Below are 23056 nucleotides of genomic sequence, written 5' to 3'. Positions count from 1 at the left end.
AAGAATTTTATATAGCTTTGTTCATCATTAAAAAAGACCCTTAAAAATGAAAAAAATAATTTTATTCGCTATGTTAGCTGTAGCTGGTATTACGGCTACTAACGCACAAACAACTAAAAAAGCTAAAGCTGCTAAAGTTGCTAAAGTTGAAGGAGCTGGAATGCTTTTCGAAACAGAAACTATTGATTACGGAACTATCGCTCACAATGCTGACGGTAAACGTGAATTCGTTTTTGTTAACAACGGAACAAAACCGTTAATCATTACAAACACTCAAGGTTCTTGTGGCTGTACAGTGCCTACAACGCCAAAAGAGCCAATCGCTCCGGGTGCTAAAGGTATTATTGGTGTAAAATATGCTACTGACAGAGTTGGTGCTTTTACAAAAACTGTAACTGTTACTTCAAATGCTGAAGGACAACCAACAAAAGTACTTACTATTAAAGGTACAGTTTTACCAGATCCAGTAAAAAGCTAATCTGAGAAACAACAAAATAATTGAAAAAGCTTCCTTATCTTTGGAAGCTTTTTTTATGACCTGAATTTAAACCAATGAGAAAACTCGAAAATAGCGAACTAGACAGAAAATCAATCGAAGATTTTAAAAAATCAGACAAAACTCCTTTAATATTGATTTTGGACGATATTCGCAGTTTGCACAATATTGGATCTGTTTTTAGAACTGCCGATGCTTTTTTGATCGAAAAAATAATTCTTTGCGGTATTACAGCGACTCCTCCCAATAAAGAAATTCATAAAACTGCTCTTGGCGCTACTGAAACTGTTGCGTGGGAACATCACGAAAATGTACTGGAAGTAATCGAAAACCTGAAAAAAGAAAATGTCCTGACTCTTGCTATTGAACAAGTTGAAAGTGCCATTTTTCTTCAGGATTTTAAGGTGGAGAAAAACCAAAAATATGCTTTAGTTTTTGGAAATGAAGTTTATGGTGTATCTCAGGAAGCGGTTGCTATTTGCGATGGCTGTATCGAAATTCCGCAATTAGGAACCAAACATTCTTTAAACATTTCTGTAAGTGCCGGAATTGTAGTTTGGGATTTATTTCAAAAATTAAACTGGCCAAACTAAGAATTAAAGAATATTTTTACCAAAAAAATGTGATTTTTAAATTAGTTTCAGTATTTAAATGTTAGAAATATAAATATATTTTTTTATTATTAAGAAATTGATACTTTTATAAAATGAAAACTATCTATTTCCTTAAACCACAACATTTATTTTTCTTATTGCTTTTCCCTTTTACTGGATTTGCTCAATATACAGCTATTCCTGATCAAAAATTTGAAGAGGCGTTAATTGATTTGAATATTGACAGCGGTGCTCCTGATGGTCAGGTTCTGACTGCAAATGTCAAAGACCTAACAGAATTAAAAATTTCAGGTAGAAACATTACTGATTTAACAGGTATTGAGGCTTTTGTAAAATTGACAAACTTAGATGTTGGACTAACTAACCAAGATATCAATAAAAGAAATTTTCTTACTACTTTAAATCTTACAAACAATATTTTACTAAGTTTTTTAAGATGTGATTACAACCATTTATCCAATATAGATCTTTCTAAAAACACGGAATTAAAAGTTTTATTTATAGAAAATAACGGATTAAACAGTTTAGATGTTTCAAAAAACACACATTTAAACACGCTCCATTGTTCTGATAATAATATATCAAATTTAGATCTCACTAACAATCCTACTTTATCAAATTTAAATTGCAATATTAATAAATTAACAACTTTAGATCTTTCAAAAAATATCGTTTTGGAAAATATAAACTGCGCTTCTAACAATTTGTCCAGTTTTGATATTTCTAAAAACCCTTTATTGAAATCTTTAGACTTAAATAGCAATCAAATACCTTCTCTAAATTTTTCTAGTAATCCAGATTTAAATTACTTAAACTGTCATAATAATCAATTCTCTAGTTTAGATGTGTCTAACAATCCTAATCTAAATTTTTTTTATTGTAGTGATAACCAGCTAACAAATTTGAATTTAAAAAATGGGCAGAACACAAAACTAGCCATTGGAAATTTCAAATCTAATCCTGGTCTAACTTGTATACAAGTAGATGATGAGGCTTATTCAAATGCAAATTGGACAATCTTCAAAGATAATACAGCAAAATATTCAAATGACTGTAGTAAACCCGCAACAACTGCCCCTATTGTTAAAGCAACCGGAGATCAATTATACTGCCCACAAAACACAATAAAAATTGTAACTGATTTTACTATTACGCACGATCCAGCCGAAACAGCAACTAAAGGCGTTTATATTCAAATTTCGTCTGGTTATTCAAGTGGATTCGATCAGCTTGCGCTTTCAAATCAGGCGGCACACCCTAATGTAATAACAAGCTGGGATGCAACAGCAGGGAAATTAAGCATAACAAGTCCAACAGGAACAAATGTTTTATATTCTGACTTAGTTGATGCTGTAAAAGATGTGGTTTTCTCAAATTCTTCGGCTACAGCTTCGGGAACAAGAACTTTCTCCATAACAATTGGTAATGCTAATTATTTACCTTCAACAAAGCATTTTTATTTATTTGTTCCGAGTATTGGTATTACGTGGACAACTGCCAAAGCCGCAGCAGAATCAAGTACTTATTACGGGCTTACAGGATATTTAGCCACTATTTTATCTGCAGATGAAGCCCAATTAATAGGTGAACAAGCCTCTGGAACGGGATGGATTGGCGGAAGCGATGCCGAAACCGAAGGCTTATGGAAATGGGTTACAGGGCCCGAAGCCGGAACTATAATGAATTATACTTTTTGGAATTCCGGAGAACCTAATAATTTAGGAGAAGAAGATTATGCACATATTACACAACCCGGAATTGGAATTAGAGGTTCATGGAACGACCTTTCTAATACCGGTTCGTTAACGTCTGGCGACCCATATCAGCCAAAAGGTTATGTGGTGGAATATGGCGGAATGCCCGGGGAATCTCCGCTTGAAATCGCGGCAAGTACAAAAATTACAATTCCGGTTGCGACACCAGGAGCAAATCCAAATCCGGTTTGCGATTCTGGAACTTTTACTTTTACTGCAACAACAACTGCGGGAGCAACAATTAGCTGGTATGATGCCGCTGTGGGAGGCAACTTATTAGGAACAGGAAACACGTATACTACTCCAACAATAAATACTACAACAACTTATTATGTAGATGCAGGCTGTGAATCAAACAGGAAATCGGTTACGGCTACGGTAAACATGACTCCAACAACTCCGGTTGCGGGTAAGCCTTCTTATTCAAACTGTGGACCGGGGTCTGTAACTATTAGTGCCAGTTCAAACATTGGAACTATTAACTGGTTTACAACCTCAGTTGGAGGAATAAGTCTTTTTAACGGAAGTAATTTTACAACACCAATAATTTCATCAAATACAACTTATTATGCAGAGGCTTCAAATTCCAGCTGTATTAACCCAACTCGTACGCCTGTAAATATTGAAATTTATACTCCGCCAGTTGTTCATGACGAAAGCTTAATTTTATGTCAATTTCAAACCATAACATTAGATGCCGGAGTTTCGGGAATGAGTTATGAATGGTCAAATAAAGCCTCTACACAAACAATATCCGTTTCACAAGCCGGTACTTATACTGTAACTGTAACAAGTCCTGAAGGTTGCCCAAGCACGAAAACAATAATAGTTGAAGAACGTCAGGTTCCAGAAATTAATCGAATTGAGGTAAACGGAACAAGAGTTATTATTTACCTTAAAAAGGAAACCTCATATTTTGAGTATTCTGTAGACGATGTTTACTATCAGGATTCTAATGTTTTTTATGATGTTCCGGGCGGACTGCAAACGGCGTATGTTCGCGAGAAAAGCGGCTGTGGAAATGGAGTCCCGTTGAATTTCGTTGTTCTTGTTTTTCCAGCATTTTTCACTCCAAATGGTGATACTCATAATGATATATGGGAAGTAACCGGAATGGAAAATTATCCGCAGGCAGAAGTTACTATTTTTGACCGTTACGGCAAACTCATAGCACAGTTAAACGCTTCTAATATGAGTTGGGACGGTACACTTGAAAGAACGCCTCTTCCGGCTTCAGATTATTGGTACGCTTTAAAAATAGACAATACAAAACCTATTTTACGAGGACACTTTTCATTACTGAGATAGTTTTGAATTAGAAAATGTGTCAATTAGAAAATGAGATAATTAAAAAATGTCTTAAATAAATTATCTAATTGACACATTCTCTAATTATATAATTAACCTAATTTCTTCTGAATTTCATTTAAAACAAAAAGATAATCTTCCTGTTTCTTTACAAAGTCACGATCAGAAACGTCGATAATTAAAACATTCAGATCGGTTTGGGATTTAATGTATTCCAGATATCCGTTGTTGATTTTATCTAAATAATCAGCTTGAATATTTTGCTCGTAAGCACGTCCGCGTTTTTTTATGTTTTGAAGAAGACGTTCTGTGTTTTGATACAAATAAATATACAAATCTGGTTTTGGCATTTCTTTGTAAATGATATCGAATAGATTTCGGTACAAACGATATTCGTCTTCCTGCAAAGTAATTTTAGCAAAAATCAGTGATTTAAAAATATGATAATCGGCTACGATAAAATCTTTGAACAAATCAAACTGCGCCAAATCATCTGATAATTGCTGATAACGATCGGCTAAAAAAGACATTTCAAGCGGAAAAGCATATCTATTTTGATCTTTGTAAAATTTCGGAAGAAACGGATTATCTGCAAAACGTTCTAAAACCGTTTTGGCATTAAAATCATCTGCAAATTTGTGAACTAAAGTCGTTTTTCCGGCCCCAATGTTTCCTTCAAAAGCAATATAATTATATTTCTCTAACGGAATTTCACTGAGTGGGCATTTCAAATCCTGAACAACCGTACAAACGCTGTCGTCTGGAGAAATGGCAATTAATTCTGAAATAGATTTCTGAAAAACAGGATGTTTCCAGTTTAATTTTAAATCCTGAACAGGGAGTAAAACAAAGTTTCGGTTCTGCATTAAAGGATGCGGAATATGAAGTTTTTCTGTCTCTATAATTTCGTCATCAAAAACAATTACATCAACATCAATAATCCGGGATTGATATCCTTCCTGATTCAATCTGATTCTTCCTAACTGTTTTTCGACTTTTAAAACCTGATTTAATATTTTTTGTGCCGATGAAGTAGTGTGCAAAAGTAACGCGCAATTATAAAATGCATCGCTCTCAAAACCCCAGGCAGGCGTTTCATAAAGTTTCGAAACCTTAATCACAGTTCCCACTTCCTGATGTATCAAAGCAATACAGCTTTCAATGTTTTCTAACCTGTTTCCCTGGTTGCTGCCTATAGATAAAACGACTTGGTGCTGTGATTTCATAATTAATGCAAATTAACTAAAACTATTTTAGAATTAACCAATATATTTGTGAAACGGCACATTGAAACCGATTAAAATTTATGTGCGAAATTTGTAACAAATAGCCCTTTATCGCTACTTATTAAAAAAAATATACTTATGAAGTTTTTAGGAAATGTACTTGCCACAGTTATTGGTATTTTTGTATTTATCATGCTCTTCTTTTTTGGAGTGATCCTAATTGGGGCCATTTTTGGCGGAGACGACAAAGTTTCGGTTAAAAATGATTCTGTTATCGAATTAGATTTAAAACAGATCAATAATGATTATGCCGGAAAATATAAAGATCCTTGGGTAACTGTTTTTTCAGATAAAAAAAGTGTTGGTTTAACCGATGTAATCAATGCAATTGAAGCCGCAGAAACAGACGATAATATTAAAGGAATTTCAATCTTAAACGACGAGTCTTCTTTAGGACTTGCGCAATACAAAGATTTGAGAAATGCATTGGAGAGTTTTAAAAAATCAGGAAAATTTGTCTGGGCTTACGCTAATACGTATTCGCAGAAAGAATATTATTTAAACTCTGTTGCCAATGTTGTGTATTTGAACCCAGCCGGAGATTTAGATTTTAAAGGACTTTCGTCTGAAGTGATGTTCTTTAAAGATTTTCAGGAAAAATCAGGAATCCACATGGAAGTGATTCGTCACGGAAAATACAAAAGTGCCGTTGAGCCATTTTTAGAAAACAAAATGAGCGATGCAAACAGAGAACAAGTTACAGCGCTTTTAAACTCAATTTGGTCAACAGTTTGCAGCGATATCTCAAAAAGCCGAAATATTCCGGTTGATAAACTAAATGAAATTGCAAACGGTTTGTTAGCCAGAACTCCACAAATGGCAAAAACGCAGCATTTAGTTGATATTGTAGCTTATGAAGATGTTTACCATAATGCCATTAAAAAAGCCTTGAAAGTTAAAGACGACGAAGAGTATAATAAAATTTCGATTTTAGATTATACTCAAAATAATGTAACAACAGCATTAACCAATGTTGCTACTGATCAAATTGCAATTATTTACGCTCAGGGCGAAATTGCAGGCGGCGAAGGCGATGTAAATGTTATTGGCGAAGGTTCAATGCGCCGTTCGCTGCAGGAAGCCAGAAAAAATGAAGATGTAAAAGCGATCGTTTTAAGAATCGACAGTCCGGGCGGAAGCGCGCTGACTTCTGACTTAATCTGGAGAGAAATTGAAGTGACTAAAAAAGTAAAACCGGTAATTGTTTCCATGGGAAATTATGCTGCTTCAGGAGGTTATTATATCGCTTGTAATGCGAATAAAATTTTTGCAGAAAGCAATACTATTACAGGTTCTATCGGGGTTTTTGGAGTTTTACCAAACTTCACTCCGCTTGCTAATAAATTAGGAATTAATACAGAACAGGTAAAAACACACGAAAACTCAGCAAATTATAGTCCGTTTGTACCAGTTGATGAAAAATTCAAAGCTTTTACGCTTGAAGGCGTTGAACAGATTTACAAAACTTTTGTAACGCATGTTGCCGAAGGAAGAAAAATGACTTTTGCACAAGTTGATTCTATTGCACAAGGAAGAGTTTGGTCTGGATCTGAAGCTGTAAAAATTGGATTAGTTGACAAAATTGGAGGTTTGAATGATGCCATTGCAGAGGCTGCAAAAATTGCTAAAATCAAAGATTATGGCACGCAAAACTATCCTGAATACGAAAAAACATTTGGTGATTTAATGGGTAGTTTACCTTTTGCTCAATCTAAAGAAGCTTTTATAAAAGAAGAAATTGGCGAAGAAAACTATATGCTTATCGAGCAGGTAAAAAGATTTCAGAGACAAAAAGGAGTTCAGGCGATGATGCCTTTTGGACTAAACATTAAATAATTCCATTTAAAATGAAAAACATAATTCTGTTTTTAACCGTTTTGTTTCTGACATTCGTAAATGCCCAAAGCCAAAAACAAGATACTTTTAAAGAAACGTCTGCCATTTTAAAAATCAATAATGATCAGATTTTTGGTACACTTACCGTTCCCGACGGTGTAAAAAAATGTCCGGTTGCGTTGATCATTGCTGGTTCTGGCCCAACAGACCGAGACGGAAATAATTCGATGATGAAAAACAATTCCCTGAAAATGCTGGCAGAAGAACTGGCCAAAAACGGAATTGCATCTTTACGATTTGATAAACGCGGCATTGGCGAAAGCAAAAAATCGGCAGTAGCAGAGTCTAGTCTGGTTTTTGAAAATTATACCGAAGATGTAAAAAGCTGGATTAACTATTTGAAACAAGACAAACGTTTTACACAATTAACGGTTATTGGTCATAGCGAAGGTTCTTTAATAGGAATGATTGCCAGTGCAAAAGCCAATAAATTTGTTTCGATTGCCGGAGCCGGAGAATCTGCCGATAAATTGATAAAAACGCAAATTGCTTCTAAATCAAACAAGCAAATTGAGGATATGACGTTTCCTATTATTGATAGTTTAAAAGGCGGTAATAAAGTAAACAAAGTCGATCCGCTTTTAAATTCGCTTTTCAGGGCAAGTATTCAGCCTTATTTGATTTCGTGGTTTAAATACGATCCACAGACAGAAATTAAAAAACTGACATTCCTGTTTTAATCATTCAGGGAAATAATGATTTACAAGTTTCGGTTAAAGATGCCGAAAACTTATCGAAGGCTAAACAGAATTCAGAATTGGTTATTGTAGATAAAATGAACCATATCATGAAAATAGTCGACGGTGACCAAAAGGCGAATATGGAAAGTTATAATAACGAAACTCTTCCCATTTCTGAAACCTTGGTCCATAAGATTGTTTCCTTTATTAAAAAATAGTTACAATAATAAAAAAGTAAAATCCGTTTGAAAAGTATCAAGCGGATTTTTTTTATTCAATACTAACATAATTTTCTTACATTATTAAGAAAATTTTATCGTGGTACTTCAATAAAAAAACTATTTTTGCAAGAGTTAATTCTCAAAAAATAAACCTCAAATCTATAAATATGTTAAAGAAAATTTTAAAAGTAACTGCCATTGTTCTAGTGGTTTTTGTGGCCGCTCTATTTGCCATTCCGTATTTCTTTAAAGACCAAATCAAGGCTAAAATTGCCGAAGCAATCAACGAAAGTGTTGATGCAAAAGTCAGCTTTGCCGATGCTGATTTAAGCTTGTTTAAGAATTTCCCGAATGCTGCGGTAGGAATCGAGAAATTGGTTATTATCAACAAAGCGCCTTTTGAAGGAGATACTTTGGTATCATTAGGAGAATTAAATCTTAAAATGAGTATTAAAGAACTTTTTAAAGGAAAAGACGAACCTTTAAACATTCAGGGAATTACATCTGAAAACGGTTTAATCAACATTATCTTCAATAAAGACGGTGTTGGAAACTTTGATATTGCTTTAAAAGATAAAAAAGAAGAGAAAACAGATGAAAAAAGCAGTCCGCTTTCTTTAAAAATTCAAAACTATAAAATCGAGAACTTTACCTTTAGATATATTGATCAGGGTTCAAAAATTAAAATGGTTATTGATAGTTTAAATCACGAAGGAACTGGGGATTTTACCAATTCAAAATTAGATTTAAATACAAAAACTACAGCAAACGTATCTTTAGATATGGATAAAGTTAATTATATGAAAAATATAAAACTGACTTTAGACGCTATTTTAGGAATTGATTTAGAGCAAAGTAAATATACTTTTAAAGAAAACAAAGCTTTAATTAACCAATTGCCGTTAGAATTTGACGGATTTATCCAAATGGTTAAAGAAGGTCAGATTTATGACTTGAAATTTAAAACGCCAACTTCGTCGTTTACCAATTTCTTAGGATTAATTCCTTCTGCTTATGCATCAAGTCTTGATGGTGTAAAAACAACCGGAGATTTTACTGTTGTTGGTTTTGCAAAAGGAAAATTAACAGACACAACAGTTCCTGCATTTAACATTGCTATTGCATCAAACAATGCTTCGTTTCAATATCCGAACTTACCAAAATCAGTTCAGAATATTGTAATTGATACTAAAATTATCAACGAAACCGGAATTCTAAATGATACTTATGTAAATTTAGATAAACTGTCTTTCAGAATCGATCAGGATGTTTTTAGCGCTAAAGCAAATGTTAGAAACATTACTGTTAATCCGCTTGTGAATGCGGCTTTAAAAGGAACTATTAATTTAGCGAATCTTTCAAAAGCGTATCCAATTAAAATGGACAAACCTTTGGCAGGTATTTTAAAAGCTGATGTTACTACAAATTTTGATATGGCATCTGTAGAGAAAAGCCAATATCAAAACATTAAGAATGCCGGAACTATGAGTTTATCAGGATTTAAATATACTGATGAAAACAATAAATCAATGAATATCAGCACGGCTTTGGTTGAATTTAACCCAAGCACTATTAACCTGAAACAATTTAATGCTACAACCGGAAAAAGTGATATCGCGATAAACGGTGTTTTAGAAAATTTCTACGGTTTTATGTTTAAGAAACAAGAGCTTAAAGGAAACTTCAACATGAGTTCAAATCAATTAGCTGTTGATGATTTCATGACTTCTGGAGAACCTGCAAAAACAGAGGAAAAAACCCCGGCAAAACCAGCTGAGGCAATGAAAATTCCAGCTTTCCTGAACTGTACTTTAAATGCAAAAGCTACAACTGTTTTATATGACAATTTAAAACTGAAAGATGTTTCTGGAAAATTGATTATTAAAGATGAAAAAGCACTTTTAGAGAACTTTAAAACTTCAATTTTTGGCGGAACTATTGGTTTGACTGGATCAGTTTCGACAAAAGCAAAAGTGCCAACGTTTGATATGAATTTAGGTTTCAATCAGGTTGATATTGCACAGACTTTTACGCAGTTAGACATGATGAAAAAAATCGCGCCAATTGCCGGAATTATCAATGGTAAATTGAATTCGACTATTAAATTAAACGGAAATTTAGACGATAAGGAATTAACTCCTGATTTAAAATCTATTTCTGGAGATTTAATTGGGCAGTTACTTTCTACAACGATAAATGCTAAAAATTCAACGGTATTAAATTCTTTAACTTCAAACATTAAATTCCTTGATATGAATAAAGTGAATTTGAATGATATTAAAGCTGCCTTGACTTTTGAAAACGGAAAAGTAAACGTAAAACCTTTCGATATTAAATATCAGGATATTAAAGTAACGGTTGGCGGAACGCACGGTTTTGATCAAACGATGAATTATAACCTGAAATTTGATGTTCCTGCTAAATATTTAGGAAGCGAAGCAAATGCTTTTCTTTCTAAATTGTCTCCGGCAGATGCTGCGAAACTGGAAAACATTCCAATCAATGCTGTTATTGGAGGAAACTTTTCAAATCCAAAAGTTACTACAGATATGAAAAGTGCTGTTACTAGTTTAGCATCGCAAGTGGCGAATCAGCAAAAAGAAAAACTGACTCAAAAAGGCGCTTCTGCTTTGACGGATTTACTTAATAAAAACACAAAAGCAAAAGATACAACACAGGCAGCAAAAACTGAGAAAGAACAAAAAACTCAGGAAACTACTAAAAAAGCAACGGACTTAATCAACGGGCTTTTCAAAAAGAAAAAATAAGCTGTACTAAAAATAAAAAACTGCTCCCGAAAGTAATTTCGGGAGCAGTTTCTTTTTATAGCAATCTGATTTGAATTTATTTATTCAATATCTTATTTATGGCATTAATATAATCCGGAATCGTTAATTGGTTAGTATCAATTCCCACGCTGTCATTTCCGTATGGCTGATATTTTTTTAGAATTGAAATTGAAAACAAACCTACAGTTGGCGCTTTTGATGCACTTGACAAATGCATAATTCCGCTGTCTGCGCCAATAAAAACATCTACATTTGCTAATACTGAACCTATTTCGCGAATATCCTTACTGTAGAATGAAGGCGCCTGAAAATTAATTTGTGATACATTTTCGACCGGCAAAACTTCAAAAATATTATAATCCGGATATTCCTTTTTTAAAGCAGCATAAAACTCTTCCCACCACGAAACGCAATAACATTTTTCTCCTGTTGCAAACGTAAAAATTGCAATTGTTCTTTTCTGTTGATCAACAATATTGTTGAGAGTTTCTTTTCCTTTTGCAATTTCTTCCTGGGTTAATTTTAAATCAAGAAGCGGAACTGGTTCTTTTTTATCTTCTATGCCAAACTGGCTTAAAAAATATCTTAAATTATAAACCGGATATTTTGCTATATGCTCATGGTCATCATAATTGGACTGCACATTTTCTGGAAGGTCTCCAAAAAATTTATATTTAGCATTTGAGAATTGAACGGCTAACCTGCCCGAAGAAGAATTTCGATCAACATTAATTACAAGATCGTAATTCTGTTTTTTTATTAAAGTCCAGACTTTAAAATATTTGACTAAGTCTTTGAAAGGTTTTTTAGGGAGATCAATTATTTTATCGACATTATCATACTTTTCAAAAACAATGGGAGCCAGAGTTCCTTTTACAAACAAATCGATTTTACATCCCGGAAATATTGCAGAAACTTCCTGTATAAGCGGCGTAACTAAAAGCATATTTCCCAGCCTGCCGTTAGGTCTGCAGATCAATACTTTTTTAATTTTGCTTTTATCAATCGTGCCGTTTTTACTAATGTTTGCATTACCAATATTTTTGGTTAATATGCGCATTAGGTTACGCCTGACTTTGTTAATGCTAACTTTTTTTAAGCTACTCATTGTGGTATTTATTTCGAGATTATTTTTGGAAACAGCAAAAAACATTTTAGCTAAAAAATGAAGCATAAATTGTTTAAAACACACTTTTTAAATGTTTCCAAATTTAGCCTCTTTTTTTGCTCAAAAATAAATTCTAATAATAAGCAATTATTACAAAATTGTAATAAAATCTATAATTATTCCCATTTTTGAACCTTCCAATGAAATAAATTTACAACAATTAACAAAACAAATGACAAAGAATAGACCATCAGTCGTTAAGAATCGACAAAGAATAGAAAATACTAGACGTTGATATTTACAACATAACCTTCTGAACCACGGATGTTAAAAACGGTCCCATTTTCAAAAATTAAATACTGGCCTTTGATTCCTACCAATTTTCCCTGAAAAGTTGGGGTTTTATCTAAATTCAAACTTGCCACTTTTGCCGGATAATTTAAAACCGGATAATTTAATTCGTATAAATCATTTTTTTGGCTGTAAAAGTATTCCTTAACTTCTGCCGGAATTAAATTCTCCACTTTTGATTTTTCAAAAATCAAGTCACATCCTTCTGCACTACATTGAAGCATTTTCCTCCAGTTTGTTTTATCTGCATAATGATCTTTTAACGCTACCTCGGTAATTCCTGCCAAATAACGGTTAGGAACCTCAACAATTGCAATAGCCTGCGTTGCTCCCTGATCAATCCAGCGTGTTGGAACCTGGCTTTTACGTGTTACCCCTACTTTTATTTCGCTCGATAAAGCTAAGTAAACAACATGCGGCTGTAATTGTGCTTTTTGTTCGTATTCTAAATCACGGTCTGCAATTCCTAAATGTGCAGTACTTAATTCAGGTCTCATAATCCAGTCGCCTACAGCCGGACTGGAGTAGAAACAGTCATAACAAAAACCTTGTCTAAAAATCTTTTTCTTTTTTTGACAATTTAAACATTGAAAACCTGCAAAACTAATTTCAATTTCTTTATCTAATAATTGATTCACATTCAAGAAACTATCTTCGAAAACTAAATAATATTGAATTGGGTTACCAAATTCAGTTTGCATTTTTGTAAGTACGCCTTGATATGTCATTAGTATTTTATTGTAGATTTTAGATATTAAATTTTAGACTGCTCTTATTTTTTGAGTTAATCTTTAGTTTACAAGTAGTGGTTTTTATTACAAAAAACACTATTTTTGATACAATGACAAAGTTACTATTTGTTGCTTGATATTCAAATTTTAAGTTCCGATTTACATGAATCGCAAAACCTAAATTTAAAATCGGCAATCTAAAACCTAAAAACCACTCATGCCTCTATCAATAATAAATTCATTCGCTTCCTGGGTCCTCAAACAAAGGATACATCAAATCGAACTTTTTTTAAAATACCCAAATGAAGTTCAGGAAGAACTTTTGCATAATTTATTATTGGCAGCTGAAAATACAGTTATTGGAAAAAAATATGATTTTGAATCGATAAACTCTTATCAGACTTTTACAGAAAGAGTTCCGATTGCTAGTTATGAAGAATTACAGCCTTTAATTGAGCGTACACGTCAGGGTGAGCAGGGCGTTTTTTGGGAATCGCCTATTAAATGGTTTGCGAAATCGAGCGGTACTACAAATGCCAAAAGTAAATTTATCCCGGTAAGTAACGAAGCGCTGGAAGATTGTCATTATAAAGGAAGCAAGGATTTACTTTGTTTGTATTTGAATAATAATGAGGATTCTGAATTGTTTTTGGGAAAGAGTTTGCGCTTGGGCGGAAGTTCTCAGATTTACGAAAACAACAATACTTTTTTTGGTGATTTATCGGCAATTTTAATTGAAAATATGCCTATTTGGGCCGAGTTCAGCAGTACACCAAGCAGTAAAACTTCGTTAATGAGCGAATGGGAAACTAAAATTGCTGCGATTATTAATGAAACCAAAAATGAAAATGTAACGAGTTTTGCCGGAGTTCCTTCGTGGATGCTGGTTTTAATGAATAAAGTTCTGGAAAATACGGGCAAACAAAGTTTATTAGAACTTTGGCCAAACCTTGAAGTTTATTTTCACGGCGGCGTGAGTTTTTCCCCTTATAAAGAACAATACAAGAAAATTTTACCAAGTAAAGATTTTAAATACTACGAAATCTATAATGCATCTGAAGGTTTTTTTGCGATTCAGGATTTAAATAATTCAAGTGATTTATTGCTGATGCTGGATTACGGAATTTTCTATGAATTTATTCCAATGGAAACTTTTGGTGCGACAGATCAAAAAGTGATTCGTTTGGCTGATGTTGAATTGAATAAAAACTACGCAATTGTAATTACCACAAATTCTGGCTTATGGCGTTATTTAATTGGTGATACGGTTCGTTTTACTTCGTTAAATCCGTATAGAATTAGAGTTACGGGAAGAACCAAACATCATATTAATGTTTTTGGGGAAGAATTAATGGTTGAAAACACAGATCAGGCCATTGCAAAAGCATGCCAAATCACTCAAACCGAAGTTATCGATTATACCGTTGCTCCTATTTTTATGCAGGATAAAGAAAAAGGTGCGCACGAATGGATGATTGAATTCAAACAAAAACCTGCTGATGTTGGTCTTTTCCAAAAAGTTCTGGACGAAACCCTTCAGACTTTAAATTCTGATTACGAAGCGAAACGCTACAACAATATGACTTTAAATCCTTTGGTGATTAATGTAGCACGCGAAAATTTATTTTATGATTGGTTGAAGGAAAGAGATAAACTTGGTGGGCAGCATAAGATTCCGAGGCTTTCGAATCAGAGGGATTATTTGGAGCAGCTGAAGGAGATGTAAATTTTAAAAAATTGGCACACAGATGACGCGGATTCATTTTGTAAAAACACGGATTGGCACGAATTTCTATATAGATTCTACAAATTTTCAATAGCCCCTAGCTAAAGCTAGGGGTTTATAATTTATACCAAAGCCAGGCTTTAGCCGAATTCTACGTTGCTAAATATATTTGGCTAAAGCCTTAATCTTTATCAATTCTTATTCCTCCAGCTAAAGCTGGAGGCAATTGATCTTAATTTATTTTTAATTTATTCTCTCTTAAAAACGTTAATTCCACTGAGTCGCATGAGGGATAGAAGTGGAAATCCTTTTGTGCCGGGGTTCGGCACAAAAGATTGTAACGTATAGCCCGACCCGGAGGGACATGCCCATAAAAAAACCTTAGTCTTTATTGAATATCTAAGGTTTTTTTATTTTTATTTCGATTGTCAGGCTGAGCGAAGTCGAAGCCCTTTTCGATATGAAAGCCCTTCGACTTCGCTCAGGGTGACAATAGTATTACATCATATCGATATATCTGTCGTGATATCCTAACAAGTATAAAACACCATCAAGTCCTAAACTTGAAATTGAGGTTGAAGCACTTTCTTTTACTTTTGGTTTTGCGTGGAAAGCGATTCCTAAACCAGCTAAGTTTAGCATTGGTAAATCGTTTGCACCATCGCCAACTGCAATAGTTTGGTTAATATGAATTCCCTCTTTTTCGGCAATCGCTTTTAGGTATTCGGCTTTCTTTTGTCCGTCTACGATATCTCCAAGGTATTTTCCGGTTAGTTTACCGTCTTTAATTTCCAGTTGATTGGCGTGAACATAATCGATTCCGAGTTCTTTTTGAAGATAATCTCCAAAATAGGTAAATCCTCCTGAAAGAATTGCGGTTTTATATCCGTAATATTTTAAAGCTTTCATTAAACGATGTGCTCCTTGTGTAATTGGTAAATTTTTGGCAACATTTTGCAAAACGTCTTCGCTCAAACCTTCCAACAAAGCCATACGCTGTTTGAAACTTTCGTTGAAATCAATTTCACCATTCATCGCCGATTCTGTAATGGCTCTTACCTGCGGTCCTACTCCGTTTAGTTCTGCCAATTCGTCGATAACTTCGGTTTGGATTAAAGTAGAGTCCATATCGAAACAAACCAAACGACGGTTTCTTCTGTAAATGTTATCTTCCTGGAAAGAAATGTCAACGTTTAAGGTTCTTGAAATTTCCATAAAACTTGCTGTCATGACAATTTTATTTACAATTTCGCCTGTTACAGATAACTGAATACAAGAACGCGGATATTCTTCTTTTTCTACAATTGAAGTTCTTCCCGTTAAACGTATAATAGAATCGATATTTAAATTTTGATCTGACATTATTTTAGTAACCGCCGCTAATTGAGAAGCTGCTAGTTTTTCGCCTAAAATATTGATGATGTATCGCTGTTTAGATTGTGATTTTACCCATTTCTCATAATCTTCGATAGAGATTGGAATAAACTTAACTTTAATTTCTAATTCATAAGCTTTAAACAGCAAATCTTTTAAAACTGGTCCTGAAGATGAACCCGCTTCGATTTCGAATAAAATACCTAAAGATAATGTATCATGAATGTCGGCTTGGCCAATATCTAAAATATTAGCATCGTATGCCGCCAATACAGCTGTTAAACCTGCTGTCACCCCTATTTTATCGTGTCCTGAAACTTTTAATAAAATAATCTCTTTATCTTCTATTGCCATTTTATCTTTATTATTTAACGAGCGACAAAAATCGGCAATCTCTTGGTGATAAAAAAGAATAATCATTGTTTTTTTTGCAAAGAAAAAGCGCATATTCATGCGCTTTCCTGAGTAATTTAACAATTATGCTCCGCTATTAGAATAACGTAACTTTTTAATTATTTGTTTTGCATATTTTCGTCAAAGTTTACCATCCAGTTTATACCGAATTTATCTTTGAACATTCCGAAATAAGCGCCCCAAAATGTTTTATTTAAAGGCATTTCGATTTTACCCCCAGCCGAAAGTCCGTTAAAAATTCGGTCTGCTTCTTCTGTGCTTTCTGTGTTAATTGAAACTGAAAAATTTTCACCAAAAGGCAGATCACCAAATCTTGTAGAACTGTCACTTCCCATTAAAATTGTATTTCCAATTGGCAGGGAAACGTGCATAATTCTTTCTGCATCTTCAGCTGAAACTTCATCGCAGCCTTCTTCTTTTGGCATTTCTTTAAATTTTCCGATATAAGGAAATTCTCCGCCAAAAACGGATTTGTAAAATAGAAATGCTTCTTCGCAATTTCCATTAAATAATAAATAAGGATTTACAGTTGCCATGATATTTTTTTAATTGTGAGTTATAAATTATAAATTGTTAATGTCTTCTCTTTGTTTTTTGTTTGTTTCTATGTTCTTTTTTTCATCATCTTTTCTTCTATTTTCCCTCTTCTGAAAGTTCTTTTACGACTTCCAAACCTCTAGGAAAAACATCTTTAAAATAATCGACATATTTTTCAACCGAATCATTACGAGCAATCAAATCTGTAAATTCACCATCTTCAATTAATCGGTAGGTTTCCATTGCGCCGCTCCATTTTTTTGTTTCTTCATCGAGAGGCTGTTCTTTAAAATCTTTTATTTCACCTATATGCTTAAAAGCCATATATTCGTTTGGAGTTTTTGTTTCAATTATACTATACATTCCTTCTCCGCTTGGTGTCATAAAATGTATTTTATCTCCTTCGTTCCAAGTACTTATGGTATGAGATCCTTCGCAAAAAACACTTGTCCATTTTCTATAGGTTTCATCATTCCATAAAACATCCCAAACTTTTTGAGCCGGGGCTTTAATTCTTATTTTAAATTCTAGCGTTTCCATAATTAAGATAGTTTAGTAAAATCCATAAATAAAACATTCCAGCGATGTCCGTCTATATCGGCAAAACCAAAGCCGTACATCCATCCCTGACTTTCTGCTGGAGAAGAAAAAATAGTCCCTCCCGCATCCTGAACTTTTTGAGCCAGTTCATCAACTTCTTCTTTACTTTCGGCATCAATCGAAATTAAAATTTCAGAGCTTGCTTTTGTGTCGGTAATTTTGTTTTGCGAAAAACCTTCAAAAAGTGATTCTTCAAACAGCATTACTACAAAATGTGATTCACCCACAACCATGCATGTAGAACTTGGCGTATCGTGCTGCTCATTAAAAGAGAAGCCTATTTTCCAGAAAAAATCTTTTGCTTTTGCCACGCTTTTCACAGGCAGATTTAACCATATTTGTTTCGTCATTCTTTGATATTTTCGTTAAACTTTTTTTTAAAGTTGCTAAGGTTCTGAGTTTCTGAGATGCTAAGATTTTTTTACTTTGAACCTATGTTGCTTTGAACCTTTGTACCTAATCAAGAATCAATTATTCTCTACATAATTTTTAAAGTTGTCCAAAATTGCCTGCCAGCCTCCGCGCTGCATTTCTTCCGGATTTTGAGTTTCCGGGTCGAAACTTTCTGTTATTTCTACTCCGTCTAAAGTTTCTTTGAAGGTAATTTCAACTTTTCTTCCGTCGGCCATAACGTATTTTATCGCTTTGTTTGGTTCTACGAAAGTATATTCACCTTCAAAATCAAAGCTCATGCTACCGTCTTTTGCGGCCATTGTTGATTTGAATTTTCCGCCTTGCTTTACATCATTTTCAGCATAAGGTGTATGCCAGTCCGGAGAAGCAAAACTCCATTTTGTAATATGTTCCGGTAGTGTCCAAAAATCCCAAACTTTGTTTATTGATGCGTTAATTGTATTCTGTACTGTTATCATTATTTATATATTTAAAAATTATACTTATTCAACACTTTCAACATATTTTTTAAAATTGTCAATTACGTTCTGACACCATTGTTTCTGCATACTTTCAGAATCTTCCTTGTTTGGCTCAAATACTTCTGTGATTTTTACCTTATCGCCTTGTTCTTCAAAATGAATACTACCGGTTCTGTTATCCAAAAGTTTATATTCTATTAATCGAAATTTTTCTATTTTGGTATATTTCCCTTCAAAATCAAAACCTGCGCTTTTATCTTTAGCAGCCATTTCATATTTAAATTTACCATTTACCTGTATATCATTTTCTGCATAAGGCGTATGCCAATCATCAAAAGCATAATTCCAATTTTGAATATGTTTTGGAGAAATCCAGAAATCCCAGACTTTATCTATAGATGCATTAATTGTATTTTGAACTGCTAGCATTTAGCCAAATTTTAAATTAATTACATCTGATCCGGAATCTGACTTTCATCCATATAAAAAACTTCCCAATGATGTCCATCTAAGTCAAGAAAAGTTCTCTGGTACATCCATCCATAATCGCTTTCTTTTTTATAATCCGTTCCACCCGCCTTAACTGCTTTCTCAATCATTTCATCAACTTCCTTTCTTGATTCTAAAGAAATAGAAATAAGGGCTTCGCTGGTTGTATGAGAATCGCAGATTTTCTTATCTGTAAAAGTTTGATAAAACTCTTCTGCCAAAATCATTAAATTAATATTCTCACCAATAATTATACAGGCTCCTTTTTCATTTGTAAATTTCGGATTCGTAGAAAAACCTAAATCATTAAAAAATTTTATCGCTTTATCTAGCTCTTTTACAGCTAGATTTAAATACATTTTCGTTTCCATAATATATAAAGTTACAATTTATTTAAAACAAATTTAGAATTTTAGAATGGCCTTTATGATACATTAAAAGTCAACTTTAGGGGCATTTAAGACATTTTTATTACTTTTGTTGTAAAGCCAATCCTCCAAAAAACCACAAAATCATGAGTAAGAAAGTAGGTTTAATTGTTCCTCACGACTATAAATTATTAAGTATAGCCGCAATTTTAGAAGTTTTTGAAACTGCAAATAAATTAAGTCCTGTAACTGACAAACCATTTGAAATTATGGTTTTTCAATTGGCAGAACAAATCCATCAGGAGCGTTTGTTTGGATATGAAATTAATTCTATTGAGGATTCTGATACACTTTTAGAACTTATTTTGATTCCGGCTTTTACTACAGATAATATGAGTGAAATGATTGCGAAGAATAAAAAATTTATTCCGTGGTTACAGAAACAACATCAGGCAGGAGCTGAATTGGCTAGTTTTTGTACAGGAGCATTTTTGTTTGCTGCTTCGGGATTATTAAATGAAAAACTGGCTACCACTCATGTCGATGCTTGCAGCGCTTTTACAAAGGCTTTCCCGATGGTGAAATTAAAACCTGAAGAAACTTTAACTGCGGATGGAAGTTTATATACCAGTGGCGGATCTACCTCAACATTTCATTTATTGATTCTTTTGGTTCAGAAATATTGCGGCAATGAAATTGCAGTTCAAATTGCTAAGATTTTCTCTATTGATTTAAACCGATACAAACAAAGCTATTTCAGCACATTTAGACCGAATCATTTGCACAATGATACTTTGGTTGCGATGCTGCAGCAAAAAATTGAAAGTCAATATCACAGCATCGAAAAACTGGAAGAAATAACCAAAGATATTCCAACGAGTGCCAGAAACATGACACGCCGTTTTAAACAAGTTACGGGAATTCCGCCCATTGAATATTTACAGAATATAAGGGTTGAGAGTTCAAAGAAATATTTGGAACAAACGCAGCTTTCAATTTCAGAAATCATCGAAAAAACAGGATATAACGATCCAAAAGCTTTTAGAAAAGTTTTTTATAAAATGGTGGGCATGAAACCTATTGAATATCGGGAGAAGTTTAGGGTTCAGTAGTTTTAGAAGCAGAAATTTCGTTTTTCAAAACAACCTTTAGTCCTGCTCTACACTATATCTTTTGCTGTGAACCCCACAGCAAAAGGATGCCGTTTCGATCAGGGCTATTTAAGACATTTAATTTTCATTAGAAAAAAAATCTTTTGAAGACTTACGATTTAATAATCCACATCAGGACTTTTTTATTTGTTTTTAATAATTCGTCTATTTCTTTCATGCTTTCATTTGAAACCGCTGGACAGCCCCAGCCTTCCGGCGTTCCTTCGGGATAAACTTCGTTTTCCGGAACTGCTTCCCAGGAATGTAAAACTATCGCACGGTTTCTTGCATTTGAATTGGTTTTGTCTTTTCCCTGCAAAATATAATTGACTTTAATTCCCCATTGACTTACACCTCGGTCTAAAATGACATATTTACCCAGTGAGGAACAATGCGAATCAAATTCATTGCTAATCTGCGGTTTTTCTTTAGTTACTGTCGCGCCCCATCTATTGTCGCCGCAGCCGTGACTTACCATAGATGATTTTACAACTAGATTTTTCTTGAAATCGTAAATAAAAAATCTCTTTAAACCAGAATGCAATCCCAGATCGATTAGAATAAATTTATCTTTATTCAGGTTATTTTGAAGACAGTATTGTTTTGCTTCTTTATAAAATTTACTGTAATCAACTTCAACGCGAGGTTTCTCTTTTTCAATTACTTCTATTTTGTTTTCTTTTTCAGAAACCAACATTTCTTTTTTATCTTTTTGATTACAAGATAAAATCAAAGCTAAACCAATTACAAAAATCATATTTTTCATGCTTACAATTTACACAAAATCCGAAACGGAAATCTTACTTTAAAAGTATAAAAAAAACCTGCTCAAATAAATGAACAGGTTTAAAAGTGAAACTTTGTCAAAGTTTTGAACTTTGACAAAGTTATCTAGAGGTTTAAGAAGCAATTTCCATTCGCTTCAATAAGTTTTTACTTAAGGTATGTTCTGCATAATCTTTATCGATTAGTAAAACTTTATCGTCAGAACTTGGCAATTCGTACATTGCATCTGTTAGGATTGCTTCACAAAGCGAACGTAATCCACGTGCTCCTAATTTATATTCTAATGCTTTGTCTACAATAAAATCTAAAGCTTCATCGGTAATAGTAAATTCAACTTCATCCATTAAAAATAATTTCTGATATTGTTTTACCAATGCATTTTTAGGCTGTGTCAAAATAGCACGAAGTGTTTCTTTATCTAAAGGATCCATGTGTGTTAATACCGGTAAACGACCAATGATCTCCGGAATTAAACCAAAATCTTTAATGTCTTTTGGAATAATATATTGAAGCAGGTTATTTTTATCTATATTATCTACATTTTTAGAAGTAGAATATCCAACTGCCTGACGGTTTAAACGTTTAGAAATAATACGTTCTACTCCATCAAAAGCTCCTCCTGCAATAAACAGGATGTTTTGTGTGTTTACCTCAACAAATTTTTGGTCTGGATGTTTACGCCCTCCTTTTGGCGGTACGTTTACAACTGTTCCTTCTAATAGTTTCAATAAAGCCTGTTGTACACCTTCACCAGAAACGTCACGTGTTATTGATGGATTATCGCTTTTACGGGCAATTTTATCAATTTCATCAATAAATACGATTCCTCTTTCTGCTTTGGTTACATCATAATCGGCAGCTTGTAAAAGACGCGTTAAAATACTTTCAACATCTTCTCCTACATAACCAGCTTCTGTTAATACTGTTGCATCAACAATAGCTAAAGGAACGTCTAACATTTTTGCGATTGTTTTAGCAACTAATGTTTTTCCTGTTCCGGTTTGCCCCACCATAATGATGTTACTTTTTTCAATCTCTACTTCATCATCTAATTGCTGCTGCATTAAACGTTTGTAGTGATTGTAAACCGCAACCGACATTACTTTTTTTGTCTGGTCCTGACCAATAACGTATTGATCCAGGAAAGCTCTTATTTCTTTTGGTTTCTTTAAAATTAAGTCGCCAACAAGTTTCGCGCTTCCGCTTGATTTTAATTCTTCTAGAACAATTCCGTGTGCCTGTTCAATACACTTATCGCAAATATGTGCATTAATACCAGCAATTAATAAATTAGTTTCTGGCTTTTTTCTTCCACAAAACGAACATTCTAATACTACTTTTGCCATTCTTTATTTAAGTTACTAAGCTGCAAAGATACTAAGTTTCTAAGCTTTTTTTATCTAAAACTTTAAAACTTAACGCCTTTACAGCTTAATATTTGATTTTTATTTTGATTTTAAATTACAAAGAACACTTAGATTCTCAGCGTCTTAGCAACTTAG

At 33.5% G+C, this 23056-nt stretch carries 20 protein-coding genes; 8 read left to right on the top strand and 12 right to left on the bottom strand.

The genetic code is table 11. The features are described from left to right. Positions 1-46: 46 nt before the first annotated feature. The 3 genes from J2Y38_RS22075 (at position 47) to J2Y38_RS22065 (ending at position 4172) form a co-directional block, all read left to right on the top strand. Positions 47-478, top strand: coding sequence for a DUF1573 domain-containing protein (locus tag J2Y38_RS22075; protein WP_053471598.1), 432 nt, complete (start codon positions 47-49; stop codon positions 476-478). Between the two features lie 74 nt (positions 479-552). Then, positions 553-1089: an RNA methyltransferase gene (locus tag J2Y38_RS22070; RefSeq protein WP_291146270.1), complete on the top strand. Its 537-nt coding sequence runs from the start codon at positions 553-555 to the stop codon at positions 1087-1089. A gap of 113 nt (positions 1090-1202) precedes the next feature. After that, on the top strand, positions 1203-4172 hold the full coding sequence (locus tag J2Y38_RS22065) for a T9SS type B sorting domain-containing protein (RefSeq protein WP_309846913.1): 2970 nt from the start codon (positions 1203-1205) through the stop codon (positions 4170-4172). A 92-nt stretch (positions 4173-4264) separates the two neighbouring features. On the opposite strand, the gene folK is transcribed toward J2Y38_RS22065, so the two are convergent. Continuing rightward, the gene (gene folK / locus J2Y38_RS22060; RefSeq protein ID WP_309846910.1) at positions 4265-5398 is read right to left on the bottom strand and encodes a 2-amino-4-hydroxy-6-hydroxymethyldihydropteridine diphosphokinase; all 1134 of its coding nucleotides are present in this window, start codon (positions 5396-5398) and stop codon (positions 4265-4267) included. Positions 5399-5536: 138 nt separating this feature from the next. Here folK and sppA point away from each other — a divergent pair, with 138 nt between their 5' ends. The 3 genes from sppA (at position 5537) to J2Y38_RS22045 (ending at position 11023) form a co-directional block, all read left to right on the top strand. Beyond that, positions 5537-7294 (top strand): signal peptide peptidase SppA, encoded by a 1758-nt coding sequence (gene sppA / locus J2Y38_RS22055; protein ID WP_309846907.1) that lies wholly within the window; start codon positions 5537-5539, stop codon positions 7292-7294. A gap of 11 nt (positions 7295-7305) precedes the next feature. Continuing rightward, positions 7306-8034: an alpha/beta fold hydrolase gene (locus tag J2Y38_RS22050; protein ID WP_309846905.1), complete on the top strand. Its 729-nt coding sequence runs from the start codon at positions 7306-7308 to the stop codon at positions 8032-8034. Between the two features lie 388 nt (positions 8035-8422). Beyond that, complete coding sequence (locus J2Y38_RS22045; RefSeq protein ID WP_309846903.1) at positions 8423-11023, top strand: AsmA-like C-terminal region-containing protein; 2601 nt, start codon at positions 8423-8425, stop codon at positions 11021-11023. A gap of 76 nt (positions 11024-11099) precedes the next feature. Here the strand turns inward: J2Y38_RS22045 and J2Y38_RS22040 are convergent, their stop codons facing one another. Then, on the bottom strand, positions 11100-12104 hold the full coding sequence (locus J2Y38_RS22040; protein ID WP_309846900.1) for a glycosyltransferase family 9 protein: 1005 nt from the start codon (positions 12102-12104) through the stop codon (positions 11100-11102). 332 nt (positions 12105-12436) lie between these two features. Then, on the bottom strand, positions 12437-13231 hold the full coding sequence (locus tag J2Y38_RS22035; RefSeq protein ID WP_309846898.1) for a DUF2797 domain-containing protein: 795 nt from the start codon (positions 13229-13231) through the stop codon (positions 12437-12439). A gap of 220 nt (positions 13232-13451) precedes the next feature. On the opposite strand from J2Y38_RS22035, the gene J2Y38_RS22030 reads away from it, so the two are divergent. Next, positions 13452-14960, top strand: a complete 1509-nt coding sequence (locus J2Y38_RS22030; protein WP_309846895.1) for a GH3 auxin-responsive promoter family protein — start codon at positions 13452-13454, stop codon at positions 14958-14960. Positions 14961-15458: 498 nt separating this feature from the next. Here the strand turns inward: J2Y38_RS22030 and serB are convergent, their stop codons facing one another. The 7 genes from serB to J2Y38_RS21995 all read right to left on the bottom strand — a co-directional run bounded on the left by serB (position 15459) and on the right by J2Y38_RS21995 (position 19620). Then, a complete protein-coding gene (gene serB / locus J2Y38_RS22025; RefSeq protein WP_309846893.1) occupies positions 15459-16688 on the bottom strand; it encodes a phosphoserine phosphatase SerB in 1230 nt (409 codons plus the stop codon). Between the two features lie 158 nt (positions 16689-16846). Beyond that, positions 16847-17284: a VOC family protein gene (locus J2Y38_RS22020; protein ID WP_053471606.1), complete on the bottom strand. Its 438-nt coding sequence runs from the start codon at positions 17282-17284 to the stop codon at positions 16847-16849. Positions 17285-17381: 97 nt separating this feature from the next. Then, positions 17382-17825 (bottom strand): SRPBCC domain-containing protein, encoded by a 444-nt coding sequence (locus J2Y38_RS22015; protein ID WP_309846890.1) that lies wholly within the window; start codon positions 17823-17825, stop codon positions 17382-17384. A gap of 2 nt (positions 17826-17827) precedes the next feature. Continuing rightward, entirely contained in the window at positions 17828-18235 is a 408-nt protein-coding gene (locus J2Y38_RS22010) for a VOC family protein (RefSeq protein ID WP_053471608.1), read from the bottom strand. 117 nt (positions 18236-18352) lie between these two features. Then, positions 18353-18757, bottom strand: coding sequence for an SRPBCC family protein (locus tag J2Y38_RS22005; protein WP_309846889.1), 405 nt, complete (start codon positions 18755-18757; stop codon positions 18353-18355). Positions 18758-18781: 24 nt separating this feature from the next. Further along, on the bottom strand, positions 18782-19189 hold the full coding sequence (locus J2Y38_RS22000; protein ID WP_309846888.1) for an SRPBCC domain-containing protein: 408 nt from the start codon (positions 19187-19189) through the stop codon (positions 18782-18784). 20 nt (positions 19190-19209) lie between these two features. Further along, complete coding sequence (locus J2Y38_RS21995) at positions 19210-19620, bottom strand: VOC family protein (RefSeq protein WP_309846885.1); 411 nt, start codon at positions 19618-19620, stop codon at positions 19210-19212. 143 nt (positions 19621-19763) lie between these two features. Between J2Y38_RS21995 and J2Y38_RS21990 the strand changes: the two genes are divergently transcribed. Then, the gene (locus J2Y38_RS21990) at positions 19764-20729 is read left to right on the top strand and encodes a helix-turn-helix domain-containing protein (RefSeq protein WP_309846882.1); all 966 of its coding nucleotides are present in this window, start codon (positions 19764-19766) and stop codon (positions 20727-20729) included. A 151-nt stretch (positions 20730-20880) separates the two neighbouring features. On the opposite strand, the gene J2Y38_RS21985 is transcribed toward J2Y38_RS21990, so the two are convergent. Both J2Y38_RS21985 and clpX read right to left on the bottom strand, forming a co-directional pair. Continuing rightward, complete coding sequence (locus J2Y38_RS21985) at positions 20881-21534, bottom strand: murein L,D-transpeptidase catalytic domain-containing protein (protein WP_309846880.1); 654 nt, start codon at positions 21532-21534, stop codon at positions 20881-20883. 133 nt (positions 21535-21667) lie between these two features. Next, positions 21668-22900: an ATP-dependent Clp protease ATP-binding subunit ClpX gene (clpX, locus tag J2Y38_RS21980; RefSeq protein ID WP_073489066.1), complete on the bottom strand. Its 1233-nt coding sequence runs from the start codon at positions 22898-22900 to the stop codon at positions 21668-21670. Positions 22901-23056 lie beyond the last annotated feature (156 nt).

It is taken from the genome of Flavobacterium sp. 2755, assembly GCF_031455715.1.
Classification (GTDB): domain Bacteria; phylum Bacteroidota; class Bacteroidia; order Flavobacteriales; family Flavobacteriaceae; genus Flavobacterium.
The sequence above is the reverse complement of the archived record's forward strand: the minus strand, read 5'-3'. Positions and strand labels throughout refer to the sequence as shown.